Annotated in this window: 11 protein-coding genes, 1 other RNA gene and 1 pseudogene; 7 read left to right on the forward strand and 6 right to left on the reverse strand. The window is 37.6% G+C overall.

What is annotated here, in order from left to right:
- Nucleotides 1-281: 281 nt before the first annotated feature.
- On the reverse strand, nt 282-2711 hold the full coding sequence (gene lon / locus O1449_RS04505; RefSeq protein WP_269239291.1) for an endopeptidase La: 2430 nt from the start codon (nt 2709-2711) through the stop codon (nt 282-284).
- Between the two features lie 144 nt (nt 2712-2855).
- Nucleotides 2856-3443 carry a 5-formyltetrahydrofolate cyclo-ligase gene (locus O1449_RS04510; protein ID WP_269239292.1) on the reverse strand — a complete coding sequence of 196 codons (588 nt, stop codon included), beginning with the start codon at nt 3441-3443 and terminating at the stop codon, nt 2856-2858.
- Between the two features lie 406 nt (nt 3444-3849).
- Here O1449_RS04510 and O1449_RS04515 point away from each other — a divergent pair, with 406 nt between their 5' ends.
- Nucleotides 3850-4050, forward strand: a complete 201-nt coding sequence (locus tag O1449_RS04515; protein ID WP_005217587.1) for a hypothetical protein — start codon at nt 3850-3852, stop codon at nt 4048-4050.
- Nucleotides 4051-4106: 56 nt separating this feature from the next.
- Here O1449_RS04515 and O1449_RS04520 read toward each other — a convergent pair whose 3' ends face one another.
- Nucleotides 4107-4487: a MerR family transcriptional regulator gene (locus O1449_RS04520; protein ID WP_269228401.1), complete on the reverse strand. Its 381-nt coding sequence runs from the start codon at nt 4485-4487 to the stop codon at nt 4107-4109.
- 100 nt (nt 4488-4587) lie between these two features.
- On the opposite strand from O1449_RS04520, the gene O1449_RS04525 reads away from it, so the two are divergent.
- From O1449_RS04525 to O1449_RS04535, 3 genes and pseudogenes are all read left to right on the forward strand, one after another.
- The gene (locus O1449_RS04525) at nt 4588-7299 is read left to right on the forward strand and encodes a heavy metal translocating P-type ATPase (protein WP_269239293.1); all 2712 of its coding nucleotides are present in this window, start codon (nt 4588-4590) and stop codon (nt 7297-7299) included.
- A 162-nt stretch (nt 7300-7461) separates the two neighbouring features.
- Nucleotides 7462-8700 (forward strand): putative solute-binding protein, encoded by a 1239-nt coding sequence (locus O1449_RS04530; RefSeq protein WP_269228399.1) that lies wholly within the window; start codon nt 7462-7464, stop codon nt 8698-8700.
- A gap of 174 nt (nt 8701-8874) precedes the next feature.
- Nucleotides 8875-9165 (forward strand): annotated as a pseudogene (locus O1449_RS04535) (SMI1/KNR4 family protein); the annotation flags it as partial.
- 10 nt (nt 9166-9175) lie between these two features.
- Here O1449_RS04535 and ssrS read toward each other — a convergent pair.
- The 3 genes from ssrS to O1449_RS04550 form a co-directional block, all read right to left on the reverse strand.
- Nucleotides 9176-9357: non-coding RNA, 6S RNA (gene ssrS, locus O1449_RS04540), on the reverse strand.
- Nucleotides 9358-9436: 79 nt separating this feature from the next.
- On the reverse strand, nt 9437-9724 hold the full coding sequence (locus O1449_RS04545) for a cell division protein ZapA (RefSeq protein WP_269228398.1): 288 nt from the start codon (nt 9722-9724) through the stop codon (nt 9437-9439).
- A 2-nt stretch (nt 9725-9726) separates the two neighbouring features.
- The gene (locus O1449_RS04550; RefSeq protein WP_269228397.1) at nt 9727-10281 is read right to left on the reverse strand and encodes a hypothetical protein; all 555 of its coding nucleotides are present in this window, start codon (nt 10279-10281) and stop codon (nt 9727-9729) included.
- A 66-nt stretch (nt 10282-10347) separates the two neighbouring features.
- Between O1449_RS04550 and O1449_RS04555 the strand changes: the two genes are divergently transcribed.
- The 3 genes from O1449_RS04555 to O1449_RS04565 all read left to right on the forward strand — a co-directional run bounded on the left by O1449_RS04555 (nt 10348) and on the right by O1449_RS04565 (nt 12933).
- A complete protein-coding gene (locus O1449_RS04555; RefSeq protein WP_269239294.1) occupies nt 10348-10980 on the forward strand; it encodes a UPF0149 family protein in 633 nt (210 codons plus the stop codon).
- A 63-nt stretch (nt 10981-11043) separates the two neighbouring features.
- The gene (gene pepP / locus O1449_RS04560) at nt 11044-12369 is read left to right on the forward strand and encodes a Xaa-Pro aminopeptidase (RefSeq protein ID WP_269239295.1); all 1326 of its coding nucleotides are present in this window, start codon (nt 11044-11046) and stop codon (nt 12367-12369) included.
- 57 nt (nt 12370-12426) lie between these two features.
- Nucleotides 12427-12933: a hypothetical protein gene (locus tag O1449_RS04565; RefSeq protein WP_269239296.1), complete on the forward strand. Its 507-nt coding sequence runs from the start codon at nt 12427-12429 to the stop codon at nt 12931-12933.
- Nucleotides 12934-13216 lie beyond the last annotated feature (283 nt).

Raw genomic sequence — 13216 nt, forward strand, 5'->3', positions numbered from 1 at the left:
TCTTTATGGATAGTGATGAGCATGAAAGGGAATAGTCGCTGAAAGTGTATTTATTGATTATGTTGCATAAAAAACGCAGCTCAAAATTGCGTTTGAGCTGCGATCAAAGTGTCATCAGTCTGGAGTTCGGATGACACTAAAAAATGGGTTCACTGAGTCAAGCTTCATCTTTATTTTTATCGACTCTATTTTATTATGCAATAATTTGGTTGTTTTTCAACCAAATTATGTAATAAAAAAAGAGAGCCGAAGCTCTCTTTAATTTTCATCTACTTACTTGTTTAATGACGCGCAGCCTTTGCTTCTTCTACTGGTTTAACAATAGGTGTTTTAGGTAAAGGCTTCGGCGTATCCGTCAATGCTAAAGGTAAGATCTCATCAATACTTTTTACAGCTTTGATTTCTAAGCCTTCTTTTACATTGTCAGGAATCTCGGCTAAGTCACGAACGTTATCTTGCGGAATAAAAACTAATTTAATTCCACCACGGTGAGCTGCAAGAAGTTTTTCTTTTAGACCACCAATACGCATCGCACGACCACCTAGACTCGTTTCACCTGTCATCGCAATATCTGGACGAATCGCAATACCTGTAAATGCTGATACAAGTGCAGTTGTGAGTGCTAGACCAGCAGATGGACCATCTTTTGGCGTTGCACCTTCAGGTAAGTGAACATGGACATCAGTTTCATCAAAACGTGATGCTTCAATACCTAATTCATCAGCACGAGTACGTACCACAGTCATTGCTGCGGTAATTGATTCCTTCATTACATCACCGAGCGAACCCGTCGTAATGAATTTACCTTTACCTTTCACGGCTGCAACTTCAATGGTAAGCAACTCACCACCGACTGAAGTCCAAGCTAAACCATTTACACGACCGACTTGTGCTTCATCTTCAGCCATACCAAAGTCAAATTTGTGCGGACCTAGATATTCAGGAAGATTGGCAGAATTGACATCAACTTGTAAGTTTTTAGACTTCTTGCTTACAGCTTCTTTCACCACTTTACGTGCAATTTTAGACACTTCACGCTCTAGGCTACGGACACCCGCTTCACGTGTATAACGTTGTACAATGTCACGGATTGCTTCTTCGTGAACAGTCAATTCTTTTGTACGTAAACCATTGTTCTTAATCGCTTTTGGAACAAGGTAACGTTCAGCAATATTCACTTTCTCATCTTCGGTATAACCCGGTAGACGAATCACTTCCATGCGGTCAAGCAATGCTTCAGGAATATTCATGCTGTTCGCAGTGCAGATGAACATGACTTCTGAAAGATCAAGATCCAGATCTAAATAATGATCGTTGAACTTACTGTTTTGTGATGGATCAAGTACTTCCAATAATGCCGATGCAGGATCGCCACGATAGTCTTGTGCCATCTTGTCAATTTCGTCGAGTAAGAACAGTGGGTTCTTCACGCCAACTTTTGTTAAAGACTGTACAATTTTACCCGGCATCGCACCAATATAAGTACGACGGTGACCACGGATTTCAGCCTCATCGCGTACACCACCAAGCGCCATGCGAACAAACTCACGACCTGTTGCTTTGGCAACAGATTCACCAAGTGATGTTTTACCCACACCTGGAGGACCAACTAGACAAAGAATAGGACCACGGAGTTTTTTCACACGAGATTGCACTGCAAGATATTCAACAATACGATCTTTGACGTCATCTAAGCCGTAATGATCTTCATCAAGAATCTCTTGTGCTTTTGCTAAGTTAATGCTGACTTTGCTCGCTTTGTTCCATGGGGTATCCAGAATGACTTCTAAATAGTTACGCACCACAGCAGCTTCACTTGAAGCAGGTTGCATTGCTTTCAGTTTGCGAAACTCAGCTTCAGCTTTTTTGCGTACATGTTCAGGCAAATCTGCTTCAGCAAGACGTTTTTCAATTTCCGCAACGTCATCTTCAGCACCGCCGTTCATATCAGAAAGTTCACGTTGAATAACTTTCATTTTTTCATTTAGAAAGTATTCTCGTTGATTCTTTTCCATTTGACGTTTAACACTGTCATGCAACGTTTGTTCAATTTGCTGTTCAGCAGATTGATTCATCAAATAGCTCATCAACTCTTTAAAATGCGCTTCAAATTCGTCGTGCTCTAAAAACTTTTGTTTCACTTCGATATTTAAAGGTACACGAGTTGCAACAAAGAACATTAATTGTAATAAGTCTTCGATTTTATTTGCTGCTGCAACAAGCTCACGTGCATTGCGTAATTTCGCTTCAGCATATTGAGCGAATAGGGTACGTAATTCGTTTAAGCGAGTTGCTTGAGCTTCCTGGTCCAATGGTAATGTCATTGGACTGAGACTGTGCTCAGCAGTCAAGTATTCTTCACCATCAATAATCCGCTCTAGTTTAGAACGATGCAGACCTTCAATCAGTACTTTAATGCAGTTTTCATCATTTTCATGATTTACGACTTGTACGATTTTAGCCACAGTTCCGTATTGATAGAGGTTATCGTGATCAATTTCTTCTGTAAGCGAATCTTTTTGCGCAACTACAAATACTAAATTGTCACCGTTACGAGCCACATCCACTGCATTGATCGATTTTTCACGACCCACAAATAGCGCAATTTGCATGTGTGGATAGACCACAACATCACGTAATGCTAATAGTGGTAATACACTTGGAACCTGTGGCTCTAAGCTTGATTCATTATTTAAAATATATTCAGACATGGGCACTCCTAATGAGTGACAACGGTGTTGCCATGTTTTTTATAGTGATGTGCATTTCAAAAATTACAAGGGTTTTTACTTAGAAAATATTAAAAAAAGACTAAATTGGTCGGTTTTTTTCTAAAAAATATTAGAACAATAAGGCTAAGGCTTGAAAATATAGAACTTTTTAGGTGTTAGTAAACCATGCATCGGTTGATCCCATTTTTGTCTAGGTAAGGTTTGATCAATATATTGAAATGTATGGGCGAGACCCAAACGGAAAGGTCGATGCGGCGCACTTGCCAAAGTACGGTCATAAAAACCACCTCCCATGCCGATTCGTGTCCCTAGGTGATCACAGGCAAGTAAAGGCATAATTAAAAGATCCAAAATGGATATATGATGACCGCGACTTGTCATGGGTTCTTTCATCCCGAGAGGATGATGGGAAAAACGTTGATTTGAGTATTGCTTAGAGTTTATTTTTACCCATACAAGTTCTTGATTCATCGTGCAAATCATGGGTAGGTAAACGAGTTTTTTGTGTTTAAAACAAAGCTGAATGAGTTTGTGAGTATGCACTTCGCCAAAAGCATGAAGATATAATCCAACGCTTTTTGCAAACTTGAATTGGGGTATTGATCTGAGGCGATTTACAGCGTCTTGTTCACTTTTTTTATGTTCAAAGCGATTCACTCGTTTTCTTTTTAAACGAATATCTTTTCTCAGTACATGTAAATCACTATTCATCGTATTCAAAATAAAACAAAGCCTCGAGAATCATACTTGATTTAAGTGTGCTTAAGTATCTAAATAAATTGAAGTTCTAATGCTATTAATCAGTTATGGATTCTGACAACTTAAAGTAATCACAAAGCTGTAACACTCGACCTAATCACTATATTGTCAAAAATAAGAATAAAATAACAAATTTTAGTTTCATATGACAAAAAATTCACAAATTGCGTAAAAAGTGATCTATAATCTTACCGTGAAAATCGCAAATACTTTGCTATTTCACATGTTTAAACAATTAAAAGGAATATTTTAACGCTATGAATGAGCGGGGTATTTTATTTCATTCGTTACGATATTCACTGTGTCACTTTATAAAAAAATTTAAAAGACCATAGGGTAAGGTTTAGAGGGAAAAAGTATGTTTGATTCAAAAAATGTAATTGTCTTAGATCAAATGCTTATCTTAACTAAAGAAGGTAAAAATGATTTGATTTATCATAATGATACGCTGTTGAAAGTAATGATGATCTCTAATCAGCATCTCATCGTCGCTGATGATTACCAAACCAGTTTCTTATTGAAACAAAAGGATGAAAATGTGATTTGGTCATTTATTTAATGTTATGTACTTTTTTGATGAGTATTGATTCAACTGCTTAGCTTTATTGATGGAACTTATTGTTTGAGTTCCATCAATATTGGGCAACATTCATTTTCTGTCGTTTTACATTCGTCTAACCATGTGGAAAGTCTTTGCTTAAGACCCACAAGCTCCTGAATTCTTTCATCGATCTTGCTTAATCGTTGTTCAATGACATGTCTGACTTGGACACGATCCTCTAAATTCAGTGTGAGCAATTCTTTAATTTCATTCAGTTGTAATCCAGCATCCTTCGCTTTCTGAATAAAACTCAAGGTTTCCAAATCCTGTTGATTATAATAACGATAACTTTGCGTACTTTCAGGGATACGCATTAAGCCGATACGTTGATAATAACGAATGGTTTCGACATTAACGTGACAGGATTTTGCTAATTTTCCGATTGTTAGGTTCATTTTCTCATACCTGTGTTGGGATAGTGAAAAAGCACTTGACTCTGTACCTAGGTACAGACTTTATCCTAGCCCTATCAAGAAAGAAAAGATAGGTGTCGTCATGACTCAACAACCATCTTCATGCTGTTCTAAAAATGAAGTACCGCTTGTGTACGAATATATTGATCCAGTTTGTGGTATGTCAGTCGCTGAAAACTCGCAGCACTATTTTGATTATCTAGGTATCCGCTATTTATTCTGTTCGGCAGGTTGCCAACAGAAATTTAGTTTACAACCTGAAAGCTTCTTAAAACGAAATAACGTGCCATCAACAGTATCGTCTTGCTGCGCTAAAGAAAAAAAACAATCTTCATGTGGTGATGGTGAATTAGAGCAGCCTATTGAATTAGCTCAACCATCTTCTTGTTGTAAACCTAAGCCAACGAAGCAAAAACTAAGTTCATGTTGTGGCCCTAAACCAGAAGTACCATCTATTCAAGATGAAGCTAAAAAATCTTCCTTTTGTTGTGGTGGAAAGCATGATCATTCAAGTGAAAGCATTTTAGTGGATACAGAGATTGATCCTGTTTGTGGTATGTCAGTCAAAACCACGACAGATTTAAAAACAGATTATCAAAGCAAAACCTATTATTTCTGTAATCCATCTTGTTTAGATAAATTTAAAAATGATCCTGAATTTTATCTAATTCCAGTTGATCAGCGTCCTGTACCTGAGGGGGCAATGGATATGGATTATACCTGTCCAATGGATCCTGAAATTGTACAAAAAGGGCCAGGAACTTGCCCAATTTGTGGGATGGCACTTGAGCCGATGCAACCCACTTTGGATGATGGACCAAATCCTGAGCTAGTAGATTTTAGTCGACGTTTTTGGACTACATTACCTTTGAGTTTGTTGGTGATGATCTTGGCCATGGGTTCACATATTCATGCCTTTATTTCGCCACATGTTCAGCCGTGGATTGAACTTCTTTTAAGTTTGCCTGTGGTGTTATGGGCGGGTTATCCTATTTTACAACGTTGTTGGGTGTCCTATAAAACAGGACATCTGAATATGTGGAGTTTGATTGGTGTTGGGCTAATTGCAGCATTTATTTATAGTGTTGTTGCTACGATTTTTCCATCATTCATCCCTATTGAAGCGAAAACAGGGCATGGTGTTGCTGTCTATTTTGAAGCAGCATGTATGATTGTTTCATTAAGCTTGTTGGGACAAATTTTAGAACTAAAAGCACGTTCACAAACAGCAAATTCATTAAAAGCTTTACTCCGTTTACAACCTGCTAAAGCGAAATTTGTGCAGCATGGTCAAGTTGTTGAAGTGGATATTGTGATGGTCAAACAAGGTGATATTTTGCAAATATCATCGGGTGAACAAATTCCACTTGATGGTGTCGTGATTGATGGAAAGACCTATGTTGATGAATCCATGATGACAGGTGAGCCTGTTGCTGTGAAAAAGCAAAAAGATGATCTAGTCATTGGCGGGACAATTAATCAACAAGGTGCTATTCGAATCCAAACCACTGCAGTCGGGGCGAATACCACATTAGCCAAAATGATTCAGACCGTTGCCGATGCTCAACGCTCCAAAGCACCATTGCAACGAATTGCAGATGTGGTGGCGAAATACTTCGTGATCGCCGTACTCAGTATGAGTGTTTTGACTTTTATTGCATGGATGGTATTTGGGAAAGCACAGTTTGATTTGGCTTTAATGTGTGCAGTCGCTGTTTTGATTATTGCTTGTCCATGTGCTCTTGGCTTGGCAACACCGATGTCCGTGATGGCAACCACAGGTCGAGCCGCTCAAAAAGGCGTGTTATTTAAAGATGCCGAGGCGATTGAAGCTTTAAGTAAGGTCAATACTTTGATTATTGATAAAACAGGAACATTAACTGAAGGTAAACCAAGTTTAAAAGAGATTCAGCTTTTATCTCAAACTTATAACCAAGCACAAATTGAATTATGGATTGCATCGATTGAACAATATTCGACGCATCCAATTGCCCAGACCTTAACTCAATTAGTTGATGCAAATCAATTACTCAATGTTTCTGATTTTGAAGATGTCGCAGGCTTTGGCGTGAAAGGAAGTATTGATCACCAGACCTTGTATATTGGCAGTCAGAAGCTTATTGAGCAGTTAGCTTTAACCTTAGATGCTGATTTAATCCACGAGTTGGATCAAAAACGTGCACAAGGCGATGTGATTAGTTTTCTGATGTCAGAACAAGAGCTAATCGCTTATATCTCAATTCATGATGCAATCAAACAAAATGCTAAAACTGTGATTGAGCAACTGCATGCTGATGGCATTGAAGTGATTATGGCAACGGGTGATCATCAAAAGAATGCAGACATGGTTGCAGGTCTTTTGGGTATTCAAACCGTTTATGGCAATCTTGATCCTCAGCAAAAACTTGAAATTGTGAAACAGGCGCAAGCTCAGGGAAAAATTGTGGCAATGGCTGGGGACGGTATCAATGATGCACCAGCACTGGCACAGGCGAATATTGGTATTGCGATGGGAACAGGAACAGATATTGCCAAGCAAACAGCGCAAGTGACTTTAGTTAAGGGGGACATTCAAGGGGTTGCACAAGCAGTTCATATAGCAAAATTAGGTGTGAGAAATATGAAGCAAAATCTAGCATTCTCTTTTGTTTATAATGGATTAGGTGTTCCTGTTGCAGCAGGTTTATTTTATCCACTAACAGGATTATTGCTCACACCAATGTTTGCTGCAGTGGCAATGTCATTAAGCTCGCTCTCTGTTGTGGTGAATGCTTTACGTTTAAATAAATCATAATTCACTTTGTAAGAATAAAGCCCCTATTCTCATAAATTGAGAGTAGGGTCTTTATTTTGACCCAATTGACATCATCAAAATGAATGCAGTCAATTCTATTTCTCTGTTTTATCCTTAACTTGAATCAAAACTATTGGGAAATAGCTAAGGATGGATCTAAAGATGCAAAACAATAAATTTAGTCGTGTTGTAAAATCACTTTTTACTTCAAGTATTATCGTATCATCATTATTATTGACGAATGCGACTCATGCAGCACCTGAAGGTAAACTGGATTTAACACTTTCTGCACATTCACAAAATAAGATTAAACAGCTACTTAACGATCCTAAAACGTGGCAACAAATTCCAAATCAAGTCACTTTATGTGTGTTCTCTCCAAATGGGGAGCATAGTGAGGCTTTTGAACAGGCTACAAGTTACATCACTGAAATTCCACGTATGGTACGTGTAGCCAAGCAGTTTGGTGTCAATATGAATGTGACACGACCATCTCATTTACAGTTCAAATTAGATTTTGATTATCCAAAACTTAAAAAATCAGCGTCTACTTTGGTTAATTTAAAAGTTTATACCAATGAAGCGGTATTAACAGAAGATTTCCGTAGTAAACGTTGTGATGGTGCAGGGATTAGTAATCTGCGTGCAAAACAATTTAATAAATTTGTAGGAAGTATTGATGCGATTGGCGCATTACAAACCTATAAGCAATTGAGTTCGGTGATTCAGGTTTTGGCAAATCCAAAATTTGATGAAAAAATGGTAAATAAAGATTATGAAGTCGTTGGTATTGTGCCACTTGGTGCCGCTTATATTATGGTGACTGATCGTAATATTAATACTTTAGCCAAAGCAGCAGGTAAAAAAGTTGCGGTTTTCCAATTTGATGAAACTCAAAAGAAATTGGTACAGAGTGTAGGTGCTCAACCTGTTTCAGTGGATTTAGTCACTGTTGGAGGTAAGTTTAATAATAAAGAAGTTGATATTATGGCGGGGCCAGCTATTTTATTTGAACCGCTTGAGCTACAAAAAGGGATGACAGATAAATCGGGCAAAGCTGTTGGAGGAATTATCAAGTTTCCTGTGATTCAAGTGACAGGAACTTTGATTATGCATCGTAATAAATTCCCCGCAGGAATGGGTTCTATTGCGCGTGAAGTTATCTCAAAACAGTTAAATCCTGCATTTGAATTTGTCGATAAGATTGAAGCGAAAGTTCCAGATAAATTTTGGTTGAACTTACATGAAAGTGATAAACCTGGTTATGTCAGATTGATGCGTGAAGCACGTATTCAAATGACTAAAGAAGGTTTTTACGATAAAGATATGATGAAGTTGCTGAAACAGGTTCGTTGTTCACAAGATCCTAGTAATTATGAATGTGCTTTGAAAGATGAGTAATTTTTAAGTCATTTGACATTATAGAAAAAGAGAATCATGGAAATAGCAGGATTAAGTTATAAACTTGGTATTTCCAACTTTGATCAATCAAGTGATAAGTCATATCCAGAGAATTGATCATTTGATTCATAGAAATGATTTATTTTATAGAAATGAAGAGCTATAGGATCAATCATGAATATAATTTTTCAACTCAAAAATAAATTGATCAAACAAGGTATTCAGTTAAATAAACCAGCAACATGGCAACAGATTTTAGCTTTTGAATATAAGCATCAAGTTAAATTATCACCCATTTTAACAGCTTACTTTTTGGAATTTAATGGTATAGCTGACCGCGATATGGATGATAATTATTTTACGTTCGTATCGCTGGACGCATTCCAATCGGTTGAAACTATTTTAAGCTATGATGATAAAGACAAGTTTTTATATCCAAATTGTTTTGTAATTTCAGAATTTTTATAATTAAAAAAATTGCTCCAGAGATGCCGCTGCATGGTCGTTACCCTGAACCCGATGAGTTCAAGGTGGAGGTGACGCATACTTACTGGGTTTCCTACTCGGGGTAGGCATACACTCAAAATATACAGGACACATCCATAAATTTAAGTATCGGCAGGGGACTAGACGTACTGGCGAACACCCTAGAGACAGTTTTAGTATAACCGATCTTTACGCGATGACAATCGCTACTTGTAAAGATAATTATTAATTGTTGAGGCTTTGTGCAATTTTACTCAACACTTTGTTCTATATCTTCCAAAATCGTTTGGATTAAATGCTCACAATGTGCATATTCCTGTAATGATTTGTTTAAGCTAAACACTTCTTGCGCCATTTGTAGTGCAACCATAATAACAAGTTTATTATGTTCAACACGTGGTGCGTTGCGGCGCATATCATGAAACTTTTGATTTAAAAATTCAGCGGCACGCTCAAGTTCTTCTCGCTTATCTTCAGTCGTGTTAAGACGGAAAGTCTGTTCAATTAAGCGAAGCTCAACAACAATGGGTTCACTCATGATCAGGTTTCCTCTTGAGTTTCAGCATTTGGATGCGCGAGTTGCTGAATTTCTTGTGCATGTTGATCCTGTGCAGTACCTAAAATTGCAAGCCGTTGAATAATGGCTTCAACTTTAGATTTTGCCAACTCATTTTTCTGTAGCAAGCGATCACGATCTTGTTGTAAATCTTGAATTTCTTGCTGACTATGACGTTGCTGTGCTTGTAACTTCTCTTTATTTACACGTAAGTCATTACGCTCAGCCAAAATCTCTTGAAAGCGGTTTTTTAAATCAGTGGTGCTTTTCTCTAAGCGGCTATAACGTTCCGCTAAAGTTGTTGCATCTTGATTCAGTTGTTTAAATTGATCTTGTAACTGAGACAATTGTTCAGTTAAGTTATCAACTTCTTCCTGCTTTTGCGTGATGATGCTATTTTTCTGCACAACTTGTGCATGGTGGTCAGTTTCAGCTAATTGTTTAGCCTCAGTAAGCGAAGTATTCTCTCGCTCTAAATGATGTAAGCGTGTTTTTAAAACACCAATATGCGCTTGTAGACGCTGTAATTGTTCTAACATAACGAAGGTCGCACAGAGTTGCAATCAAAGGTAATATATACAGCAGTATAGAGATTGGATAAACGAATGCAAGACGATATTTCAGGTTGGACGGAATGGAATGCTCATTTTGATGGCATTGAAGAAATTTCAAGTCCAAGTGAGTTACATGGTTTACTCACAGGTATAGTGTGTGTCACACAAGCGCCAACCACCGATGAATGGTCACAGATTTTAAACACCCTCAATGTGCCTTCTTTACAGCCAGAGGCACTGGAAGGTCTAACCGATGAAGCAGAAGATGTTGCTCATGCTTTGTCAGATGATGAATTAGATTATTTACCTATGCTTCCAGATGATAGCCATTTGCTTGTAGATCGTGTGCAGGCGTTGGCAGATTGGTGCGCAGGCGTAGTCCTCGGTTTTGGTTTGGCTTCAGGTCATATTCGTGGTGAAGAACAAGAGCTGATTGAACATTTACAAGATGTTGCAGCAGTTGAGTTTGAAGACTCCGATAATGATGAAGAGGGTGAAGAAAGCTATCAGGAATTGTATGAGTTTGTACGTTTGATTCCTGTGAGCTTATCGATTGGCCGTACCAAGATTCCTGTCGCTGAAAGTTCATTATTGAAAAACTTTCATGCTAAAAGCAGAAATCAAGATACAGCAGTTGATCCACAAACTGTTGTCGAAATGTTTACTCCACATCGTCCGAGTTAAGGCGATTTAAAATCTCCCTAAATCCCTCTTTATAAAAGAGGGACTTTCTAGCTGTAGGATAATATGAAATTAACTCAAGCTGATTTTAAACAACGCCGTGATCTTCTTGCTAATCAAATAGGCAGCAATAGCATTGCAATTATTGCGACTCGAGCAGAAATGTATCGTAATCGTGATGCTGACTATAAATATCGTGCAGACAGTAGTTTTTATTATCTGACTGGATTCGCCGAGCCAGAAGCCGTTGCAATCATTGAAACCTTTGAAGAAGGTGAGGAATATAGCTATAGCTTGTTCTGCCGTGAACGTAATCGTGAAATGGAAATCTGGAATGGCTATCGTGCTGGAATTGATGGTGCGATTGAAATTTATGATGCAGATGAAGCGTATGCAATTGATTTACTCGATGACGAAATTATCGACAAGCTATTAAATAAACAACGCCTGTACTATCGTATTGGTCAGAATGCTGAATTTGATGCGCGCGTGAGTCAATGGATTCAAAAAGCAGATGCTCAACAGCGTCGTGGTGGTGCTGCACCTGCGGAGGTGATTCAGCTTGATCGTATCGTTGATGAAATGCGTTTGAAAAAATCAGCACAAGAAATTGAGTTGATGCAGATTGCATCGAATATCAGTGCCGAAGCACATACTCGTGCCATGCAAACCGTTAAACCACAGATGATGGAGTATGCGCTTGAAGCAGAACTCAATTATGTCTTTGGAAAAAATGGTTGTGTACCTGCTTACAATAGTATTGTAGGTGGTGGTGAAAATGCTTGTATTCTGCATTATGTTGAAAATAACAAGCCTTTAAAAGATGGTGATTTGGTCTTGATTGATGCAGCGTGTGAATATGAGTTCTATGCATCGGATATTACCCGTACTTTCCCTGTAAATGGCAAGTTTAGTCCTGAGCAGAAAGCACTTTATAATATTGTTTTAGATGCTCAATTGGCTGCCATTGATGCAACTCGTATTGGCAATCACTATAAATATCCACATGAAGTGGCTGTAAAGATTTTAACCCAAGGTTTGGTTGATCTTGGCTTAATGAGTGGCAATGTAGATGAGTTGGTTGAGAGCGAAGCATTCCGTCAATTCTTTATGCATGGTACAGGACATTGGCTCGGTATGGATGTACATGATGTGGGTGCTTATAAAAATGGCGAAGACTGGCGTGCTTATGAGGCGGGTATGGTGGTGACCGTTGAACCCGGTCTATATGTTGCACCAGATGATGAAACGGTTGATGCAAAATGGCGCGGTATCGGGATTCGTATCGAGGACGATATTGTCGTGACTGAAAATGGACCATTGGTTTTGACTAAGAATGTAGTGAAAACCGTTGAAGAGATTGAAAGTTTGATGGCTCAAAAGAAAACATAAATACCTGATATGGGCTAATAGATTTAGCCCATTTTTCTATAAAAAAAGAGAATAATAATGAGTGAATATGCGCCACAATATACTTTTAAAGAAGGAATAAGGTTGCGGTTATTGTATGTATTATATTCAATGCCAGTGATTTTATTTTTATGGGGTATTTTTGGAATAACTAAAATATCATATTGGTTGGAGTGTTCTCCTTATGGGCGGCAAGTGTTTTTCTATGGTGAATTTGTAGGAATGTATATTTTTTTTGGATGTGTTTCCTTATTTTTTTGGATTAAAAATGATTATCCGGTGATTAAGTTAAAACAATATCCATTACCTCATAAAAAAGTCTTAAGAAAAATAAAATATAAATATGGTTGGCGAGCGGTAATGCCTGTGGTCATTAAATTGATAATTTGTATTTCATTTTTTATTATTTCGATATGGGGGTATTTTCAGGCAACGATTATAATTAACAATAATATTAATGTAATAGAGCAGCAGAGTTGGACTGTATTGTGTGAAAATATGAGTAAACGATCAAAAGAAATTAAAATGCTATCAAATATGCAATAACACCAAAAAACACTAATGAAATTGGAAATCGCGACGGTTTTGTCTTTAATTAAGATGCCATACTTATACCCAAAGTGTGTAATTAATTGCGATAGAAGAGGGTTAAAACGAATTAACGTTATCATCTGCTGAATATAAAAAACATATATTGTAAGTAATTACAGTTGCAACGATTGCGAGCGATTTGAGATAAGGGTTTTCTCTTAATGTCTAATTTCTTTTTTATATGATAGAAGATTTTTAAGTAGGGGCACATTATTGCTGAATGTTTTTAATAAATTAG

The organism is Acinetobacter sp. TR3 (genome assembly GCF_027105055.1).
In the GTDB taxonomy this organism is placed as follows: domain Bacteria; phylum Pseudomonadota; class Gammaproteobacteria; order Pseudomonadales; family Moraxellaceae; genus Acinetobacter.